The organism is Romboutsia sp. BSD2780061687b_171204_C1, from assembly GCF_015560225.1.
In the GTDB taxonomy this organism is placed as follows: Bacteria; Bacillota; Clostridia; order Peptostreptococcales; family Peptostreptococcaceae; genus Romboutsia_C; species Romboutsia_C hominis.
This window is the reverse complement of record NZ_JADMRK010000003.1, coordinates 274,753-294,732: the sequence shown is the minus strand read 5'-3', so window position 1 is coordinate 294,732 and position 19,980 is coordinate 274,753. Positions and strand designations below refer to the sequence as shown.

The following is a 19,980-nucleotide window of genomic DNA, read 5'->3' as shown; positions in this document are numbered from 1 at the left end:
TTTTTAACTATTATATTTTTTAAGTATATAGTATTTTAAAAAAAAGTCAATATTTTATATATATTGTGTTTCCCTACAGTGTGAAAATAAATTTAATGTTGTATATAGTATGAAATAATTTTTATGGGTAAAATTTGTGTTAAAATAAATTTTTATGGAGGTATTATTATGGCTGATGATAAATTAGAATCTATAGTTCAAAATTTTGTAAAGATAATGCCATTATTTCAAAAGAAAATAATTAGGAATGAATGTGGTTTTAGAAATGATACATTCAATCATTCTCACTTCCAAATAATGGAAGTTCTTAGACGTAAGGGTACTCAACCAATTTCTGAAGTTGCTAAAAAGCTGTTAATTTCAACACCAAATATGACAAAACTTCTTAATAAACTTATAAATGAAGGAATGGTTGAAAGAGCTCATGATACAAAAGATCGTAGAATAGTTAATATTAGCTTAACTGATAAAGGAGATCAATATTTAAAAGATAAGTTTAATCTTATGAAAGATACTTTAAAAAATAGGCTTTCAACTATTCCAGACGACCAACTTAATAAATTAAATACATCTCTTGAGAATTTAAAAGAGGTATTAATGGAAATAAGCTCAGACAATTAAGTCTGAGCTTTTATTTTAATCAAATATGTTTTTATCTGCTTCACTAATCTCTTTAGTGATAGTATTTTCTTTTTTTCTTAATTTATCTGGAACATCTAGTGCTGTTGACTTACCAAAATAATATCCTAAAACCATACTAAAGACAGATATAAATTGTTATTGTGTTATGGTTCCACTAATACTTAGATAACAAAATACTAATGTAAGCAACAACGCAATTACTTTTCTTACATTTCCAAATATATTAAATAATAGACTTTCTTTATTAAATATTTTCAATTATATCACCGCTTGCATTAATATATTCTCTTAATTTACATTTAATGATATAATACTTTAATTTCTATTACTTAACCTACTAATTTATTTCTTCCATTATCTCTTTAATTACTGATTTTGCATCATTTATAACATACTTAGGCTCTACTTCATAGTATTCACAATCTATAAATCTTTCTATCTTTTCTATATCTTCCACTTCAAAGCTTATTACAAATAATACTGCACATGCTTTTCTAATTTCAGCTTCACTTATTTCATTTTGTATTTTGCAATTTTCTTGTATTTCACAAACTACATTTATCCCTAATTCTTTTCCTGCTAACTTTATTGCTTCAGCACTTTGTAAATTTTCACATATAACTACTATATTCTTCATATCTAATACCTCTCTATTTTATAATCTATCTTTATATTATTATATTTTATTATTCTCTGAGTCAATATTAATCTTATAAATAAACCGTCCTATATAAATCAATATAGTTTTTTATTTGATACAAGTACACTCTAATAAAAAAAGTATTGTTAGCTATATTAGCTACAATACTTTTTATATACTGTTTCAAATGTTATTTAACTAGTTAAACAAATTACATATTTTGAGGAAGTATTTCTATCCAGTAATTATCTGGATCTGCTATAAAATAAATTCCCATAGCTTCATTCTCAAAACATATACATCCCATATCCTTATGTAATTTGTGAGCTTTATCAAAGTCATCTACTCTAAGAGCTAGATGGAATTCATTATCTCCTAAATTATACGGTCTATCCCAATCTCTTAACCAAGTTAATTCTAGCGTATAATCACTTTCTCCATCACCTAAATAAACTAATATGAAACTTCCGTCTTCAGCTTCTTTTCTTCTTACTTCTTTAAGACCTAATGCTTTTTCATAAAACTCAAGACTTTTCTCAAGATTTAATACATTAAAGTTATTGTGGCAAAATTTAAAATTCATAGATTCCCCTCCATATATCTTTTTATTTATTATAATTTATTTATTGATTTAAATAAATATATTAACCTAATTTTAATGTTACACTAGTATCTAAACATATGTAATTATTTAAAAAATATAATAATCTATCCACAAATTAACATAAATATAGTGGAAAATTTAACTAACAATTTTAGAAAAATTTCTTAAATATATAATTACTCCTTAACATTTTATGCTTATTCGTGTGTTATTAATAATATATTCTTATAATATTAAATTTACTTTGTATTTATATAACTTTTATTAAGCTAGTATCAATTCTAAGTCTCCTATATAATAATAAAAAAATTTGTATATAAACTAATTTAGCTTACTATAATGCTAACTATATTAAATTATTTTTGTGTATAGTTTTATTATATAACTAGCATTTTACCTAATTCATTATTAATCAACTTTAACTTTTCCATATCATCTATATTTTGACTCTCTACTATTTCCTTTATGTTTATTATTATTTTTTTACTTTCATTTTCTCTTTCATTTTTTAAATCTATTAGCCCCTCTATTATATTCTCTCTACTTAAAACCATTCTATATACCCCCTAAATTAATTGTTAATACTATCTTTGACATTTCTTATGGTATTTAATCAATCTATGTAACAAAAATAACTAGCTATAAGCTAGTTATTTTTGTACATATTTTCTGGTAATATTATTGTAAATTTAGTTCCTTTCCCTAATTCACTTTCTACATATATTTCACCTTTATGTAAATTGATAATATGTTTTGTTATAGTAAGACCTAGTCCACTACCTTGTTTTGATTCACCATATTCATCTATCACTTGGTTAAATCTATTAAATATAGAATGATGATATTTTTCTTCTATTCCTACTCCTGTATCAGATATTTCTATCTGTACGTTTGTTCCAACTTCTTTAATTATAACTTCTACCTTTCCACCTTCATCTGTAAACTTTATAGCATTATTTACTAAGTTTACTATACATCTATCAATATCATATGAATCACATAGTATTGTTTTTTCTTCTATATAAGGGTCTACTATCAATTCAATTCCCTTATCATTAGCTAAATTGCTCAAGCTTAATGCACTTTCCTCTACTAAGTAGACTATATCATGCTCGTTTATATTAAGTATATAGTTCCCATTTTCTATTTTTGATGTATCAATAATATTATTAATAAGCCTTAATAATCGATTTGAATTTTTTCTTAAAATACTCATATAATATTCTATTTTTTCACTTGATATTTGCTTTCCACGATTATTAAGCCCTGTTATTAGCTGCTCTGTGCTACGTATAAGATTTAATGGTGTTCTTAATTCATGAGATAAGTTTATAAAATAATTATTTTTATTTTTTTCAAGTTCAATAACCTTATCAAAAAGAACTTTATTTTTTTCCATCTCTTCTCGTAGTTCTTCTGTTCTTTCTCCTACTAATTTGTCTAGCCTTTTCATTTTTCTTTGATTGTGGACAATAATGGCTATTATAATAAGTGCATAAATAACTATTGCTTCTTTACTTCTCCACCATGGTGGATTTATCTTAAAGTTTATACTAGTTTTTTCGCTCATTACACCATCATTATTTATAGCTTTTACCACAAACTTATAATCTCCTGGACTTAAATTTGTATATGTTACTTTATTATCCTTTATGGTATGCCAACTATCCTTACTCCCTTCTAACTTATATACATATTGTATTCTTTGAGTATTTTTATAATCTGGTAAGAAGAATTTTATCTCTATAGTATTTTCATCACTTTTAAAGTTTAAATTTTTTCCCTCTTCAAACACAACTCCATTAACTGATATATCATCAATCATTACTCTAGATATATCTTTTGATGTTACTAAATTTTTTGGATTAATTATATTTAATCCATTAATCCCTCCAAATAAGATCTCTCCTTTAGAGTTTTTAAAGCAAGCATTAGCATTAAACTCATTACCTTGAAGTCCATCTGTAACATTTAAATTTATAAATTTATTATTTTTTACATCGAATTTAGAAATCCCATTATTTGTACTCATCCAAGGATTATTTTCATAATCAAGAACTACACCATATATCGTATTATTAGGCAAGCCTTCTTGTTCTGTAAAATGTATTATTTTTCCAGTCTCTTTGTTTAATTTATTTAAACCATAATTAGTGGCTATCCATAAATTCTTTTTATTATCTTCAACTACATTCCTTATTTCATTAGTGCTTAATCCATCTTTTTTGTTGTATATTTTTACTTTTTTAGTTTTAGAATTTATGCTTATTAAACCGCCTTCAGTGGATGTACCTAACCAATAAATACCTTCCCTATCTTTATAAATACAAGATATATAGTCTTTAGGAATTTTATATATTTCTAGCAAATCATTTATATTACTTATTTCATTGGTTTTAGAATTAATTACATTAACTCCACCCCTTGTAGCTACAAATACATATTCTCCATCGATATAAATGGTTCTTATATAATTATCTAATAATCCATTATCTAAAGTGTAATACTTTATTTTCTTTGTTTTTTTATTTATCCTATTTAATCCACTATTTGTTCCAATCCATATATCATCATCTTTACCTGTTATATATCTAATTCTATCATCAGTTAATATTCCTTTTTCTATTTGCCTTATTATGCCTTTTTTTCTATTAATTATATTTGCGCCTTCAGATCTTGTACCTACCCAAATTAAGCCGTCTTTATCTTCATATATTCCATGAATTACACTGCTACTCAAAGAGTTTTTGTCATAAGGATCACTTTGATACTGAGTCACTCTATTTTTAGGATCAAATATGCTTATACCTGTGTATGTACCTACCCAAATTAAACCATTTTTATCTTGCATAATACACCTTGTACTATTGCTAATTAAACTATGACTATCATAAGGTTTATTTTTATACAATTCTTCATGATTTCCATCCTCAGATAGCTCTAATAATCCATCATCAGTACATACCCATATATTTCCTTCACTATCCTTTAATATATTTTTTACAAAGTCTAATTCTTTATTTTGTTTACTTACTTTATGCAACTTTATCTTATTTGTATTAATATCTATTTTTAATAGACCATTTTTCATAGTTCCTATCCATACATATCCTTCTTTATCCATATAAAGTCCATATATAGTATCTTTTTCATTAGGTTTCTTATCCTTTGTCAAATATATCTTATCTACATTTTTATCTTTTGTATTTATTTTATTTAATCCATCACTAGTACCTATCCATATATTTTTATTCTTATCTTCACCTAAGCAATAAATAAATTGGTTTGTTAAATCAGATTCTTTCGATAATATTCTTTCAAATTTATCCTTGTCTTTATTGTATATATTTAGTCCATTTGTAGTACCGACTAAAACTTTTCCATCAGAAGTTACTAATATATCACAAACATTGCCATCAGAAAGATTTCCATTTTTACTACCCTGCTTGTAATTTTTTATCTTTCCATTTTTAGAAATTTTACTTACTCCATCTATAGTTCCTACCCATATATTATTGTCCTTATCTTCCTTTATCTTTATAATATTATTGCTTACTATTGAGTTTTTAGATTTTTCATTATGTCTATATTGTTTAAACTCATATCCATTGTACCTATTTAAACCATCTTGGGTTCCTATCCATATGTATCCCTTACTATCTTGATACAAATCTTCTATAGTACCTTGCGACAGTCCCTGCTCAATCGTGATATTTCTAAATTTCAGACTTGTTTGAGCAAATATCTTATTAGTATTTATAGATAATATCATTATTAATACTACTAACACTTTAAAAATATTTAACTTCTTTATATATGTCATATTGACCTCTCTTTATCTGTATTTTTTAACTCTTTCATTATATTACATAATTTTACATATTTCTACATAAGTAGATATTATTACCTATATTATTGTATTTACTATACAGTTGTATTTATTTAAATATTTTACATTACTTAATTACAAAACATCATATAAGGACTATAATTATTATAGATATATAATTTATGTATTAGGGGGAATAAATTTTATGAGATTTGATTGTTTTTATTATCCTACAGTAAATGACGATGGTAAAGTCATAAGATCTAACATAAATTTAAAAGAGTTTGATTTTGGAGATCAAGTCCCAACAAAAACACTTTATTACAATTACAGTAAAAACTTTGCTATTTACCAAGGGGAAGAATTTTATATTGTAGAAGATGGAATTTTAACTCAGTCAGTAAATTCCGATAATTTAAAATTTCCATTAAAAATAGTATTTGGTAAAGGAAGACAACTTAAAATATTTTCAAAAAAAGATTTGCCATCTATAAGACTTTTGTTAAAAGGAGAGTTTGAAGAAGAAAAAGAACTAGGTGAACTATTTTGCTTATCCCTTATGTTAAATAAAAAAATCAAGCATATTCAATATGAAATTATGTCAGATTTAACTAATAGTTCTAGAGACTATGATTTTTTAAATCAAGAAATAGCTAATCGAACACAAAAACTTATAGAAGATTTAAAAATAGTAGAAAGAAAGTTTTATTCTCTTACTTTAGATCATCCTAATTTAAAGGACTCTTATTTAAAATATATGAATTTTGGTGATAAAGAAGACATGTTAGAAATATCTATAAATAAATATTTTAAATCTGATAGTAGTGAGTATAAGCATTACTTAATATTACGTTCTATGTGCAATTCAAAACCTATATATCCTAAATTCAAGCTAGATAATCTTATTAGTTCATTTAATTACAATATTTAATAAATTTTATAAAAACTATTTATATTTAATAGCTAATCATTATAGAAAATACCTGCACTACATATATAATAGTATATCTGTAAATATCAATAAATTAAAAATGGTATTGTTTTAATTAAATCAATACCATTTTCTGTATGTTACTAACTCTTTTATCTTAGCTTCCTATATATATTCTCTCAATATGCAAGCTAATTTTTTGTAAAAAAATAGACTGCATATGCAGTCTTAAGATTTTTAATACTATTCAGGGGGGATAGTATTTTCCATGTCATTAGATTTACTCTTATATTATTCATCATTTAAAAATAGTCTGAGTAAATTAATTTATTCTTATGATATAAATTGTGGTTGTGTCCTTCTATGTCCGTTCCTGTCGGTGACTATTAATAATATAATATATTTCTACATTTTTTACCATATTATAATTTCTTTTTTATGTAAAATTTTATTTTTATGTATTTTTCAATTAATTATTTTTAAACATCCTATAAAATAGATTTTATATTTTTCTCATTTTTATAATATAATTTATATATTTGTTTTATTTAATCAATTTCTTAATACAATAAAAATGGATACCTAAACTTTTAGGCATCCATTTTTATTATATATGTGATTCTACTTTGCTCTTTATAGATTCCTTTGGCATAAATCCAACCATAGTATCTACAGGCTTTCCATCTTTAAAAATCATCATTGTAGGAACACTAGATATCATATATTTTCTAGCTATTTCAAGACTTTTATCTATGTCTACCTTAACAAATTTAGCGTCATCTTTCATTTCAACGCTAAGTTGCTCAAATATAGGAGCTAGCATTTTACAAGGTCCACACCAAGTAGCAAAGAAATCAACCACTACAACTCCATCATTCACTTCTTGTTCAAAATTAGTGCTATCAATTATTTTTGACATTTTTCTCCTCCAAAATTTCCTCTTTAATTCTTATTAATTTAATACATACTATTTCTAGTGTAAAATATATTAATAGTATATTTATTACATTTAATAACTGTTAAATCAATTTTTCAAAAATTTATATCTTGGCAAAATTTATTTATATTTAATAGTTATTAATTTGTATTTTTACATTTCCTCTGCAAGTAGCTCATTTATAGCATCATAAGTAAAGTTTATTATTTCATCGCATCCAACTTTATTTTTCTTTAAGTCTACACATATTTCTGAATTATATTTTTCTCTAACTTTTTTCATCAACTTATTTGAATATTTTCTAGCTATATTAGCCTCTGTATTATTTTCTCTTCCTTTTATAAATCCTATAACTACTATACCTGCATTTACAGCACCACATACACTTCCTACTGTCATACCAACTCCCATACCACTACCTAGTGCAACAGGTATGTCTGTATTATGTTCTTCGTTATATGCTTTTATTAATGCTTCTGCACAAGTATACCCTTGACTATGGTATTCTGATGGTCTTATCATACTATCACTCCTTAAGTACTTTAGTTCATGAATATATGTTACCATACTTTACTACATATTTCTGTGACTTTGTCACACATATAAATAACCCTTATAATTATAAAGATTTATTATATTAACTTATCATCTTTTAGAAGTTTGTATAATGTTGGCTTAAAGTTAAATTCACTTATTAAATTATTTACTTCATTTAATGCTTTTTCTCTCTTCTCTTTAGACACTTTTCCCTTAGCCGCTCTTATTAATATATTCTTAGGTGAGTGGGCTATATCTATAAATTCTAATAATTGAGTTTTATACCCTATACTTTCAAGTAAATTTGCTCTTACAGCATCTGTCATAAGTGCAGCCATTCTTTCTTGGATTATCCCATACTTTGTAAGTAGTGAAAATTCATCTGACTTCATTTGACTATTAAACTCGTGTTGACAACAAGGAACTGAGAATATCATCTTTGTATTCCACTTTATAGCATTATATAGAGCATAATCAGTAGCCGTATCACATGCATGAAGTGTTATTACCATATCTACCTTATCTGTAAATCTATATCCATTTATATCTCCTAATTCAAAGCTTAAATTATCATAATTGTACTTTTTAGCTATATCATTACACTTTTTAATAACATCAGCTTTTAAATCTAGACCTATCATTTTTACGTTTATTTTTTTTATCTCTACAAAATAATAATATAAGACAAATGTTAAATAAGATTTTCCACATCCAAAGTCTAATATAGTAAGTTCTTTATAGTTATTCTTCTTAATTTCATCATCAATAATCTCTATAAATCTATTTATTTGCTTATATTTATCATATTTTGATTTAACAACCTTCCCTTCCTTGGTAAATACTCCTAAGTCTATAAGTGGTTGTATTATCATTCCTTCTTTTAATATATAGTTTTTCTCTTTATTATGGCTCTTGTTTACCATATTTGAGTTATCACTATTCTTTTTTCCTAAAAATATTTTACCTTTTTTAGATACTTTTAGATCAAAAGTTTTAGATATAGTCCATGCTGCTAATTGTTTATAGTTATCGCCTATATACTCTAATAATTTAGTATTTAACTCATCTTTTTCTATGTTCTCATGAAAAACTTGTTTATCTGTATACTTTTCTATTTGATAGTATTCTTTATTGTTTTTTTCTTTTAAAACTATATTTATTTTATTGTATTCTATATCTTTATTTTTTTTATTACTTATAACTACTTTAATAACTTCATCTTTAGTTATTTCATCAATTGATTTTATTAGTTCTTCCATTTATTCACACCTATCATCTCATATTTTTATGTCCACATTAAGATATTATTATATATATTAGATTAATTCAAACTCTTTTTGCATAACACCATCATGTATAGTCATTTTTTAATATTTACCTTACACACTTATCTCTATTCCTTCATTTTGTAAATTTTCTTTGAGAATATGCACTTCTAATAAAATAAATTAAAAAGCCGCCTTTAATTAAAGGCGACTTTTTATTAAGCTATTTTAATTTCCTTTTCAGCTTCTAGTCTTTGTCTTCTATCTTTGTTTAGATTATTCATTCCTCTAGATGCTATTATAAGTAATATGTATGCTGCTGCAACACAAGCTAATATTCCCATCCATGCAGTGTTATAACCAAACTTATCTGTAAATAAACCAAATATAGCTGATCCTCCTGAGAATCCAAGTGCAAATACCAAGTTTATCATACCTAGTATACTACCATATTCTTTTCTTCCAAAGAATGAACCTGTAAGATATGCTGGTCCCATCATATACATATAAACAGCTATACCTTTTATAGCAGAGAATGCATATGCAAATATTGGAGATGTTCCAGACATAGTCAAGAATATTCCTGATACAAATACTGCTACTGATGATATTACTAAACACTTCATAACACCTATTTTATCAAATAATATACCACCAACTACGTTTCCACATAATGATGTAATTGCAAATATTGAACCTGACATTGCTACAACACTAGGATCTAACTTTAACTCTCCTTGGAAATATGCAGCATATTGTACTGAATATGCAGACACATATATTCCTACAAATAAGAATCCTATTGCCATCATCCAGAAATATTTTATTTTCTGTACTTCTTTTAATGTATATGCTAAATCTACTTTTTCTTCCTTTTTATCTTCTGCCTTATCTGATTTTTTATTTCCTACTACTATCTCATCTTTATTTTTAGGCATTCTTATCATTAATAATGCTACTGGTATACCAACAGCTAAAGATAATACTCCAAATAAGAAATAAGCTCTAGAATATCCATTAGATGCTATTGAGTATATAGCCATTTGTTGAAGGAATATATTACCTATAGATCCTCCAGCAAAAGCAATTCCCATTGCCTTTCCTTTTGTACTTTCATCAAACCATGAGTTTATTAAAAGTGGAACTCCTATAGCTGATATAGCCGATGTTCCTATATTAACTATTCCTGCTACTAAGTAGAATTGCCATAACTCTGTACACATAGAGAATAACATAAATCCTCCACCAGATAATAAACATCCTACTATATATATTAATTTAGCATTTACCTTCCCGTAAAGCGCACCTATAAATGGAGATGCTACCGCTGATACTATTGTCCCTATTGTAAATATTAATGAGAATGAACTTAAGCTAAACCCCTTATCTGTTGTTACTGGATGTATAAATAATGGCTGAATATTTGATGCTACACCAAATGGTATTGCTTGTATAAGCATACATGCTATTACTATCATCCATCCCTTTGCTATTTTGTTACTCTTTAAATTGCCCATATATCCTCCTAATTTATTGCCTAGAAATTTTCTAGTTTTTCCTTACCGTAATTTTAGTATATTTCGTATTCCCTTGTTGAGAAAACGTATTTTTCATTGTCTATGCTTATATAATAACACGTATCATCTACTTACTTTTACGAATAATAACGAAACTTAAGGATATAAGGCATTTTTTATATGCCTCTGCATTTTTCATTGAAAAAACTTTCTTCAAATTGCTTCTATTTTATTATATTTCAATCTATTTCGAACTCTTATAATATACCTTAGTAAGTGATATAATATAATTTAAAAGCTGACATAAAACGAATTATTAGGGGGAATATAACTTGAAAACCATTACTTTTGGAAGTTTATTAGAGAATCTACTATACTTATCAAATCAAAAGAAAAGTAGTTTGGCAAAGTATGTAGGCTATGATGTTTCTTATGTAAATAAGTGGATTCTTTCTAAACATCTTCCAAGCTCAAAAAGAATAAATGAAATATGTAAAAATATATCAGACTTTATTATGGAGTCTTTAAATGACGATACATTAGATAATTTAATAGATTATTTTGAAATATCTTCTGATAGCAGTAATGAATTCATTGGAGAATATATAGAAACTAAGCTCAAAGAAGTTTATATGGATACTGTCAATGTAAACAATACTCAGGTAAAATCCATGCCTAAAACTACGCATTCAGAGGAATATTATAATAGTACTTCTTTAGTTAATCCAGGCATAATTTATAAAACCTTTTTTAAAGAATTGAGCTTTTATGCTGATAAAGATGAAGATTTAGAAGTACTGATTTCTGTAAATTTACTTTATCTAAACCATAAAGATAAATTAACACTATCTAATTTGAAAGCTTTTTTAAATGAATTAAGTAAAAAAGTTAATGTTAAAGCGAGTTTTTTAATCGGTCTTAATGACTATGAAGATGAGGACGTTATTAATACACTCCTTGCTATAAACTTAATTTCAACATCTACTTCACTTAATTTTAAGTTATACAACTGTAGTATAAATTCCAATACTGCAATATTTGCAATTAAAAATAAATTCTTATCTACAAATCTATTCTTTGAAGAAGGTGAATGTATGTTTACCACAACCTCTAAAGACAGAAAATTAGTAGAAGATTTTTATGCAAATATAAAGTATACTTTAAAAAATAAAGGAAAACTTTTATACGACAAAAGAGATTGTACCTCTATGATAGAAAATCAAACTTATATACAATATATAATGAACAATGATTTAAGATGTCTTTTAGGTTCTATTAATGAATTCTTTATGCCTCCGGATTTATTCATGGAGATTGCCGAAAGAGTTTTTGGAGATAATAAAAAAATTATAAATGAGCTAAAAAAAATAAATGTATTCCTTCATAATGTTACTTATAAATCTAATCTTAAAGTACTTATATATGAATCAGAACTTAGAAAGTATATGTCTTCAGGTTGCTTACACTTTTTCAATATACCAGTAACTCTTACATTCAAAGAAAGGGAAAGACATATTGAATATATAGAAAAAATATTAATGGAATCTAATGATGTTGAAATACGATTAGTTGATGGAGATTTTGTTGATGATTTTAGAGAAAAAGAAAATCCATCTTTATATTTATCTAAGAATTTAAAGTTTACAAAAGTACATCCTAATTCAGGACAAAATGATTACTTTATAATAAGTGATAATGATTTCAAAAATATGTGTAATAATTTATTTGATACACTTTGGAATGATAGAAAAGATATAGTATTAGATAAAAAAGAAGAAATATTAGACAGAATATCAAAATCTATAAGTTATACGCGAATAATAAGCGAAAATTTCGGAGAAAATATAGAATAAAATCAAAGCTGTAGAAAAGCCTTTTGCTATCTACAGTTTTTTTGTACATTACATTATTGTAATATTATGTTTTTTTATTGACAAACGATAATTACATATTTATTATAGGTGTATAATATATATTTTTTAAGAGAGGTAAATAAAAATGATAAAAAGCTTAAATTCTAAAATATTAAATGTTATTATATTAATAGGAATATTTATTACAGGTGTTTTACTCCTAGCTACACCAATGATAAGTATAGCTTTATGTAAAACACAAGTACCTGTGTCAGAACTTAACCCAATAATGATTAATGTATCAATTTGCGTATACTTATGTTTTATACCTTATATGATATCTTTATTTAAATTAAAAAAGCTTTGTAGATTAATTATAAAGAATATACCTTTTACTATGGCCAGCTCAAAAGCTCTAAAAACTATATCTATATGTTCTTTTAGTGAGATTATTATATTTGCTGTATGCATGTTGTATCTAAAATACTTTGTAAGTCCATTTAATGACACTCTTATAATTCCAGCAATTATAGTAGTTACTTTTATCTGCCTAGTTATAGGATTATTATGTCTTACTTTATCTCAATTATTTGAGACAGCTACAAAGATAAAAAATGAAAATGATAAAACAATTTAGTGAGGAATATTTTATGCCAATTCTTGTAAATTTAGATGTTATGATGGCTAAAAGAAAGATTAGTTCTACCGAACTTTCAAAGGAACTTGGTATAACTATGGCTAATCTATCTATATTAAAAAATAATAAAGCCAAAGCTGTAAGATTTACTACATTAGATTCAATATGTAAAATACTAAACTGTCAACCAGGAGACATATTAGAATATGTAGATGAAGATGATGAAAGATTAAAGTAAATAATTAAAAAAGGAGCTATATTAGATTTCTAATAGCTCCTTTTTTAGTTTAATATTTTAAGTTACTACAAGTTCCACATTAAACAAATACTTTTTTAATATACAAAACAAGCTAGATACATATATTGTATCTAGCTTATTTTTATATTATGAATTTTTGACTATATTTTTATATCCAGTATAAGTTGCATAGAAATATCCAACATATATAAACACAAATATTAACGCAGTTACTAAAGATGATAATCCTATATCTGGCTTACCATACATAGCTATAAACTCATTTGATACTTTTATACCAACTATAGAATGTATAAATGCAAGTACTATTGGTAAACTAAAATATATTAATGTTTGTATAAATATACTCTTATTTATCATTTTATCATTTGCACCTATTCTTCTTAGTGATTTATATCTTTCTATACTATCACTTGCTTCTGATAACTGTTGTAATGCTAATACTGCCATACTAGATATTAAGAATATTATTCCTAGGTATATACCTATAAATAACATAATTGTTGTCATACCTTTACTTTCTGCATATACTTGAACCTTAGTTTCTCCGTAGATAAATGCTGAATTTTTATAGTCAATCTTACCATTTTTAAAATCATCAAATAATTTAGATAGTTTTTCTTCTGAGTTCTTGCTATTTTCTCCAAAATTCACATTTAAATAAGATTCTCTAACTTGAAGTTTGTTTGTTAAATCATCATTAACTACTATAGTAAACATATTGTCAGCTAAAGCAGTTGTATGAAGAGAGTCCTCTATAGCCTTTTCATTTTTAACCTTATAATTTTTTTTATCTATTTTTATCTCTTTATTATTTTCTAAAAAGTTATTTATTATTTTGCTAGCCATATTATTATTTGACATAATTAAAACTTCATTCTTACCTAAGCTTATACTTTTTTTACCCTCTAGCTTTCTTATGTCATTGTATTCTGATATTTTTATAAAATCAGCACCTATGTCCTCTATCTTGTTTAAATTCTTTTGATTTTCCTTATCTAAACCTTTATTTAGATTCTTTATCTCAAATCCTGAGTCATATGTATTATAGTATAAATATTTGTCTTTATCATTAAATTTAAATCCTAAATTATTTAAAGCATCTTTTATACTTTTAATTTTATCATCTTCATTTGCAAATACTCTCGCACTAGCATCAAATGGTGTTGTTTTCTCAAGTCCTTTTTCTAATGCATTTTTAAACCCTATTCCAGTTGATAACATTCCCATAGTTAAAAATAACATTAGACATATAATAGACATTGATATAAAGTTTGTATTAACTTTGCTATTTATTTGCTTTGTTATAAAAATATTTAATCCTCTAAAATAAATATTTTTACTATTTTTAAATATATATAATCCAAATCCAGCTAAACTATAGAAAAATAAGAATGTACCAACCACACCAAGTCCTATTGACATTGAAAATCTTATATCTTCAATATTAAGTTTAACATCTAATATTAACTTATATGCAGTTCCTATTGAAATTAAGCATAAGATAAATGTTATTAGGTATATAATTGGATTTTTAAATCTTATATTTTCATTCTTTTTCCCTGCAGTTAATAAATCTATTATCTTGTATCTAGATATTACAATTACATTAAATGCCATAACAATTAAAAATATTATTCCAAAGTATATTATGGTTTTGATTATTGCACTTGTAGAAAAAATAAATTTATACTCACTCATATTTACTTCAAATAATTTAGATGTAAATAATGATAACCCTTGACTCATTATTAGTCCTAATATAAGCCCACTTGCTAATGATATTACCCCAACTATAAGTGTTTCTAAAATTAGTATTTTAGATATTTTTCCTTTACCCATACCTAAAGTCATATATATTCCAAGCTCTTTTTTACGTTTTTTGATTAAAAAATTATTTGCATATACTATTAAACTACCTAATATAAATGATACAAATACAGATATTCCACCTATAATCTTAGATAGTGTATCTACAAATCCCATTGTTGAATTGTTCATCTCTAAAATAGCTTTTTGAGATTCTATTGAGTTAAAACTATAGAATATACTTACAGCTAAAGTTAGTGTTAAAAAATATATAGCATAATCTTTAAAACTCTTTTTTACATTTCCTATTGCTATCTTAGAATACATCGTTGTCATCACCTCCAAGAAGAGTTATAACTTCTATTATTCTGTTGAAAAATTCTTTTCTAGTATCACTACCTCTTACTAACTCACTAAATATTTTTCCATCTTTTATAAATAAGATTCTATGAGCATAACTTGCAGTAAAGGCATCATGTGTAACCATAAGTATTGTTGTTTTTAAGTCTTCATTTAAACTTTCAAATCTTTCAAGTAATAATCTTGCTGATTTTGAATCTAATGCTCCTGTAGGTTCATCTGCAAGTACAAGTGATGGATTTGTAACAATCGCTCTTGCTGATGCTACTCTTTGCTTTTGTCCTCCTGATATTTGGTATGGATATTTATTTAATGCTTTTTCTATTTCTAGATATTTTGCTACTTCTTTTACTTTAGAGTCTATATTAGATGGCTTCTCTCCTTTTATAGTAAGAGCTAATGCTATATTTTCATAATTTGTTAAAGTATCTAAAAGATTAAAGTCCTGAAATATAAATCCTAATTCATTTTGTCTAAACTTATCTAGTTTTTTTGATTTTAAATTCGTTATATTTTGACCATTTATTATTATATTTCCTGTAGATACATTGTCTATTGTCGATATACAGTTTAGTAGAGTTGTCTTACCACTTCCTGAAGGACCCATTATACCAACAAATTCTCCTTCATCTACTCTAAAACTTATATTATCAATTGCCTTTGTTATATTGTCTTTATTTCCATAGTATTTTTCTATATTTTCAACTTTTAATATATTATTCATTTAATAACCTCCTTAGATTTCTTATATATGTATTTTATACTAAATCCAAAAATCTACATATTCATTTGTCTTTCATTTTCATTACACTTTTGTAAGATTCTATAACTTTCTAATATTTCTTATTGTCTAATTTAGGTATATGTAACCATATTGCAACCAAATTTGTCTAAATATATCTTACAATTATATTACTTACTTGTTTATTAAGGGGGAATATTTTATGAACTGTTTAAGATGTGACACAAGTCTTGAATTTTTAAAAGAATATAGATTTGATTCTCAAGAGGCTGACCGTGGATTTTTTAAAGCTATCTTTGATGTAGAGGAGCATTTAATGTTTAAAATTTACGTCTGTCCTAAGTGTAGACATACAGAGTTTATATATACAGGTAAATCAACTTGGGTTGATTTATAAAAACAAAAGATGATTCTAAAGTTAGAATCATCTTTTTGTTATATAACTTACTATTTTCTATGAAGTTTTGAGTAAACTCCACCTTTTTCTATAAGTTCCTTATGAGTTCCTCTCTCTTCTATACCTTTTTCCGTTAATACTACTATCTCATCTGCATTTTTTATAGTTGATAATCTATGTGCCACAACTAAATTTGTTCTATCTTTACTTAGCTCTTCTAAAGATTTTTGTATTTCATATTCTGTGACATTATCAAGTGCTGATGTAGCCTCATCTAGTATCATTATTGGAGGATTTTTTAAAAATATTCTAGCTATAGAAATTCTTTGTTTTTGTCCTCCTGATAACTTAACTCCTCTTTCTCCTATATATGTATCATAACCTTTAGGAAGAGTTTGTATAAAATCATGTATTTTAGCCTTTTTACAAGCCTCTACTATTTCTTCATCAGTAGCACCAGTTTTTCCTATTACAATATTATCTCTTATAGTTCCTGTAAATAAAAATACATCTTGTGCTACAACCCCTATATTTTTTCTTAGGGAATCTAAGCTTACGTCTTTAATATTTATTCCATCTATCTTTATGCTACCTTCATCAAAATCAAAAAACCTAGGTATAAGATTACATAAAGTTGTTTTACCTCCACCTGATGGACCAACTAAGGCTATTGTTTTTCCAGCTTCTATAGATAAATTTAAATTATCTAAAACTTGATTTTCATCTTCATATGTAAAAGATACATTTTCTATTTCTATATTACCTTTTACACCATTAAGTTCTATTGGGTTTTTAGCTTCCTTTTCTGTTTCTTCATTTATTATTTCCATAAATCTTTCAAATCCTGTCATACCATTTTGGTATTGCTCAGTAAAGTTTATTAATTTTCTAATTGGCTGTATAAACATTTTTACATATAAAAGATATGCTGCGAAATCACCTAACGTTATACGATTCATATAAGTAAAATATCCTGCTACTATTAAAACAACTAACTCTAATAAATCTATAAATAAAAACATTCCCGAAAAATATTGTGCCATAACTTTATATGCACTTTCTCTTGCGTATTTAAATATGTTATTAGATTTATTAAATTTTTCTAATTCTTCTTCTTGGGTACAGAATGATTTAGTAACTTTCATACCTGCTATACTATTTTCTAAAGTAGCATTTACATCACCAGTTTTTACTCTAGTTTCTTTAAATGCCTTATTCATTCTCTTTCTTTGAGTTATAGCATATAAAAGTATTATAGGTAATATAGCAAAAACTATTAGTGTAAGCTCTATATTTATTCCTAATAATATAAAGAATGAACCAACCAACATGACAATAGATATGAATAAGTCTTCTGGTCCATGATGAGCCAATTCAGATATCTCCATAAGGTCATTTATTATTCTAGACATTATAACACCTGTTTTATTATTATTAAAATAAGAACTTGGAAGTTTTTGAAGATGAGTAAATACATAGCTTCTCATATCAGCTTGCATCCTTACACCTACTACATGCCCCCAGTATTGCATAAAATAGTTTAATCCTGCTTTTATAATAAATATAACTAATAGAGATATTGCAAATACAACTAACATTCTTGTATCTTTATTTGGTACAACATCATCCATTATACTTCTAGTTATCATTGGATAAACTAAGTCACATAGTGCCACTGTGAAAGCAGCTAGTAAATCAAGTACAAACAATTTTTTATAAGGTTTGTAATATTTTATGAATTCTTTTATCATTGTCTACCTCCATCTTTCAATATATTTATACATTGTATATAATATTTTAAAACCATTTTATATTTCAAAGATTTTATGCACTCCACATAATTATATTTCTAATTTATCTATAAGTAAATGATATCTATATTATTCTTACAAATAATATAACTTGTATAATAGTTACTAAAGAACAAAAGTTGTATAAGAATTAAACCCATCCTCATACAACTTTTAGTAAGTTACATTTATTTGTATTATACGTGAATTATTATTTGCTTATTGCTTCATCTACCTCATCTAGCATAGTATTTGTAGATATTATTCCACCATCACTTAAATACCATGAATGAGTATCTAAATAAACTATATTTCCATCTTTAGCTGCCCTAGTATTATTTATTAATTCATTATTTAATATTTCCTGTGCTGGCTTTTGACCTTCATCACTAGATATAACTGACTTATCAACAACAAATATATAATCTGAATCTTGACTTGCTATATATTCAAATGAAACATCTTGTCCATGATCAGAATTTTTCACATTCTCATCTGTCTCTTTAAATCCTAAACTCTTATATATTATCCCAAATCTTGATTCTGATCCAAGTACACTTAATGATCCATCACTAACCATTAAAGTTGTTGCATCTAAATCTTTTTCTGTTACTTTCTTATTTATTTCTTCTACTTTTTTATTTATCTTAGCTAACTCAGCATCTACCTTATCTTCTTTATCAAATATATCTCCTATAACCTCCATATTGTGAGTAAAAGATTCCATGTACTTCCCATCTTCTTTTGATAATGATATAGTTGGTGCTATTTCCGTAAACTTATCATAGAAACTATGTTGTCTTCCATTTATTATTATTAAATCTGGCTTAAGTTCATTTACCTTTTCTAAATTTGGTTCTTTTAAGCCTCCAACATTTCCATACTTAGACCCTTTGTATTCGCTTAAATATTCTGGTATCGAAGATGATTGCGGAGTTCCTACTACACCATCTATACCTAAACTTTGCATTACATCTAATGCTGCATAGTCAAACACTACCACTCTCTTAGGATTAACTCCTACCTCCGTAGTTCCTAAGGCATGCTCTACCTTAACTGTTTCATCTGCTTTAGATGCAACTTCTTTATCTCCTTTATTTGAAAATACTAATGCCCCTCCTATTAATCCTGCTATAACCAAACCTGATATAGCTGCTACTTTTTTATTCATAATAAGTCCTCCTAATAATTTCTATTATTTTATATTGATTATCTTTATCATTAAAACCTT

18 protein-coding genes are annotated in these 19,980 nt (G+C 25.7%); 6 read left to right on the top strand and 12 right to left on the bottom strand.

What is annotated here, in order from left to right:
* The first annotated feature begins 168 nt into the window (after nt 1–168).
* On the top strand, nt 169–621 hold the full coding sequence (locus tag I2H23_RS09170) for a MarR family winged helix-turn-helix transcriptional regulator (protein WP_166504835.1): 453 nt from the start codon (nt 169–171) through the stop codon (nt 619–621).
* 358 nt (nt 622–979) lie between these two features.
* On the opposite strand, the gene I2H23_RS09165 is transcribed toward I2H23_RS09170, so the two are convergent.
* The 4 genes from I2H23_RS09165 to I2H23_RS09150 all read right to left on the bottom strand — a co-directional run bounded on the left by I2H23_RS09165 (nt 980) and on the right by I2H23_RS09150 (nt 5,709).
* The gene (locus tag I2H23_RS09165) at nt 980–1,279 is read right to left on the bottom strand and encodes a PTS sugar transporter subunit IIBC (protein WP_166504834.1); all 300 of its coding nucleotides are present in this window, start codon (nt 1,277–1,279) and stop codon (nt 980–982) included.
* A 214-nt stretch (nt 1,280–1,493) separates the two neighbouring features.
* Nucleotides 1,494–1,865 carry a VOC family protein gene (locus tag I2H23_RS09160; RefSeq protein ID WP_166504833.1) on the bottom strand — a complete coding sequence of 124 codons (372 nt, stop codon included), beginning with the start codon at nt 1,863–1,865 and terminating at the stop codon, nt 1,494–1,496.
* Between the two features lie 398 nt (nt 1,866–2,263).
* A complete protein-coding gene (locus I2H23_RS09155) occupies nt 2,264–2,440 on the bottom strand; it encodes a hypothetical protein (protein WP_166504832.1) in 177 nt (58 codons plus the stop codon).
* Between the two features lie 92 nt (nt 2,441–2,532).
* Nucleotides 2,533–5,709 carry a ligand-binding sensor domain-containing protein gene (locus I2H23_RS09150; RefSeq protein WP_195581528.1) on the bottom strand — a complete coding sequence of 1,059 codons (3,177 nt, stop codon included), beginning with the start codon at nt 5,707–5,709 and terminating at the stop codon, nt 2,533–2,535.
* Nucleotides 5,710–5,920: 211 nt separating this feature from the next.
* Here I2H23_RS09150 and I2H23_RS09145 point away from each other — a divergent pair, with 211 nt between their 5' ends.
* The gene (locus tag I2H23_RS09145; RefSeq protein ID WP_195237902.1) at nt 5,921–6,646 is read left to right on the top strand and encodes a hypothetical protein; all 726 of its coding nucleotides are present in this window, start codon (nt 5,921–5,923) and stop codon (nt 6,644–6,646) included.
* A 607-nt stretch (nt 6,647–7,253) separates the two neighbouring features.
* Here the strand turns inward: I2H23_RS09145 and trxA are convergent.
* The 4 genes from trxA to I2H23_RS09125 form a co-directional block, all read right to left on the bottom strand.
* Nucleotides 7,254–7,565, bottom strand: coding sequence for a thioredoxin (trxA, locus tag I2H23_RS09140; RefSeq protein WP_195237909.1), 312 nt, complete (start codon nt 7,563–7,565; stop codon nt 7,254–7,256).
* Nucleotides 7,566–7,736: 171 nt separating this feature from the next.
* The gene (locus I2H23_RS09135) at nt 7,737–8,105 is read right to left on the bottom strand and encodes a C-GCAxxG-C-C family (seleno)protein (RefSeq protein WP_195581527.1); all 369 of its coding nucleotides are present in this window, start codon (nt 8,103–8,105) and stop codon (nt 7,737–7,739) included.
* Nucleotides 8,106–8,215: 110 nt separating this feature from the next.
* Nucleotides 8,216–9,379, bottom strand: a complete 1,164-nt coding sequence (locus tag I2H23_RS09130; RefSeq protein WP_195237911.1) for a class I SAM-dependent methyltransferase — start codon at nt 9,377–9,379, stop codon at nt 8,216–8,218.
* A 224-nt stretch (nt 9,380–9,603) separates the two neighbouring features.
* Nucleotides 9,604–10,902, bottom strand: a complete 1,299-nt coding sequence (locus I2H23_RS09125) for a conjugated bile salt MFS transporter (RefSeq protein WP_195237912.1) — start codon at nt 10,900–10,902, stop codon at nt 9,604–9,606.
* 332 nt (nt 10,903–11,234) lie between these two features.
* Between I2H23_RS09125 and I2H23_RS09120 the strand changes: the two genes are divergently transcribed.
* The 3 genes from I2H23_RS09120 (at nt 11,235) to I2H23_RS09110 (ending at nt 13,630) form a co-directional block, all read left to right on the top strand.
* Entirely contained in the window at nt 11,235–12,755 is a 1,521-nt protein-coding gene (locus tag I2H23_RS09120; RefSeq protein ID WP_092922991.1) for a hypothetical protein, read from the top strand.
* Nucleotides 12,756–12,900: 145 nt separating this feature from the next.
* Nucleotides 12,901–13,392: a DUF2975 domain-containing protein gene (locus I2H23_RS09115; RefSeq protein WP_195237913.1), complete on the top strand. Its 492-nt coding sequence runs from the start codon at nt 12,901–12,903 to the stop codon at nt 13,390–13,392.
* A 13-nt stretch (nt 13,393–13,405) separates the two neighbouring features.
* Complete coding sequence (locus I2H23_RS09110; RefSeq protein ID WP_092923282.1) at nt 13,406–13,630, top strand: helix-turn-helix domain-containing protein; 225 nt, start codon at nt 13,406–13,408, stop codon at nt 13,628–13,630.
* Between the two features lie 147 nt (nt 13,631–13,777).
* On the opposite strand, the gene I2H23_RS09105 is transcribed toward I2H23_RS09110, so the two are convergent.
* A complete protein-coding gene (locus I2H23_RS09105) occupies nt 13,778–15,787 on the bottom strand; it encodes an FtsX-like permease family protein (protein WP_195581526.1) in 2,010 nt (669 codons plus the stop codon).
* Nucleotides 15,777–16,544, bottom strand: a complete 768-nt coding sequence (locus I2H23_RS09100; RefSeq protein ID WP_092922982.1) for an ABC transporter ATP-binding protein — start codon at nt 16,542–16,544, stop codon at nt 15,777–15,779. Before I2H23_RS09100 ends, I2H23_RS09105 begins: the two co-directional genes overlap by 11 nt.
* Before the next feature lie 220 nt (nt 16,545–16,764).
* Here I2H23_RS09100 and I2H23_RS09095 point away from each other — a divergent pair, with 220 nt between their 5' ends.
* Nucleotides 16,765–16,959, top strand: coding sequence for a zinc ribbon domain-containing protein (locus I2H23_RS09095; protein WP_092922979.1), 195 nt, complete (start codon nt 16,765–16,767; stop codon nt 16,957–16,959).
* 50 nt (nt 16,960–17,009) lie between these two features.
* Here I2H23_RS09095 and I2H23_RS09090 read toward each other — a convergent pair whose 3' ends face one another.
* Both I2H23_RS09090 and I2H23_RS09085 read right to left on the bottom strand, forming a co-directional pair.
* Nucleotides 17,010–18,710 (bottom strand): ABC transporter ATP-binding protein, encoded by a 1,701-nt coding sequence (locus I2H23_RS09090; RefSeq protein ID WP_092922976.1) that lies wholly within the window; start codon nt 18,708–18,710, stop codon nt 17,010–17,012.
* Nucleotides 18,711–18,960: 250 nt separating this feature from the next.
* Nucleotides 18,961–19,920 (bottom strand): siderophore ABC transporter substrate-binding protein, encoded by a 960-nt coding sequence (locus I2H23_RS09085; protein ID WP_195237916.1) that lies wholly within the window; start codon nt 19,918–19,920, stop codon nt 18,961–18,963.
* Nucleotides 19,921–19,980: the final 60 nt, after the last annotated feature.

Excerpts from the sequence above, each read along its gene's own strand:
- I2H23_RS09145 (WP_195237902.1), top strand. The coding sequence starts at position 5,921 with ATGAGATTTGATTGTTTTTATTATCCTACAGTAAATGACGATGGTAAA.
- I2H23_RS09135 (WP_195581527.1), bottom strand. The coding sequence starts at position 8,105 with ATGATAAGACCATCAGAATACCATAGTCAAGGGTATACTTGTGCAGAA.
- I2H23_RS09110 (WP_092923282.1), top strand. The coding sequence starts at position 13,406 with ATGCCAATTCTTGTAAATTTAGATGTTATGATGGCTAAAAGAAAGATT.
- I2H23_RS09170 (WP_166504835.1), top strand. The coding sequence starts at position 169 with ATGGCTGATGATAAATTAGAATCTATAGTTCAAAATTTTGTAAAGATA.
- I2H23_RS09100 (WP_092922982.1), bottom strand. The coding sequence starts at position 16,544 with ATGAATAATATATTAAAAGTTGAAAATATAGAAAAATACTATGGAAAT.
- I2H23_RS09130 (WP_195237911.1), bottom strand. The coding sequence starts at position 9,379 with ATGGAAGAACTAATAAAATCAATTGATGAAATAACTAAAGATGAAGTT.
- trxA (WP_195237909.1), bottom strand. The coding sequence starts at position 7,565 with ATGTCAAAAATAATTGATAGCACTAATTTTGAACAAGAAGTGAATGAT.
- I2H23_RS09160 (WP_166504833.1), bottom strand. The coding sequence starts at position 1,865 with ATGAATTTTAAATTTTGCCACAATAACTTTAATGTATTAAATCTTGAG.
- I2H23_RS09155 (WP_166504832.1), bottom strand. The coding sequence starts at position 2,440 with ATGGTTTTAAGTAGAGAGAATATAATAGAGGGGCTAATAGATTTAAAA.
- I2H23_RS09095 (WP_092922979.1), top strand. The coding sequence starts at position 16,765 with ATGAACTGTTTAAGATGTGACACAAGTCTTGAATTTTTAAAAGAATAT.
- I2H23_RS09090 (WP_092922976.1), bottom strand. The coding sequence starts at position 18,710 with ATGATAAAAGAATTCATAAAATATTACAAACCTTATAAAAAATTGTTT.
- I2H23_RS09085 (WP_195237916.1), bottom strand. The coding sequence starts at position 19,920 with ATGAATAAAAAAGTAGCAGCTATATCAGGTTTGGTTATAGCAGGATTA.
- I2H23_RS09105 (WP_195581526.1), bottom strand. The coding sequence starts at position 15,787 with ATGTATTCTAAGATAGCAATAGGAAATGTAAAAAAGAGTTTTAAAGAT.
- I2H23_RS09165 (WP_166504834.1), bottom strand. The coding sequence starts at position 1,279 with ATGAAGAATATAGTAGTTATATGTGAAAATTTACAAAGTGCTGAAGCA.
- I2H23_RS09125 (WP_195237912.1), bottom strand. The coding sequence starts at position 10,902 with ATGGGCAATTTAAAGAGTAACAAAATAGCAAAGGGATGGATGATAGTA.
- I2H23_RS09150 (WP_195581528.1), bottom strand. The coding sequence starts at position 5,709 with ATGACATATATAAAGAAGTTAAATATTTTTAAAGTGTTAGTAGTATTA.
- I2H23_RS09115 (WP_195237913.1), top strand. The coding sequence starts at position 12,901 with ATGATAAAAAGCTTAAATTCTAAAATATTAAATGTTATTATATTAATA.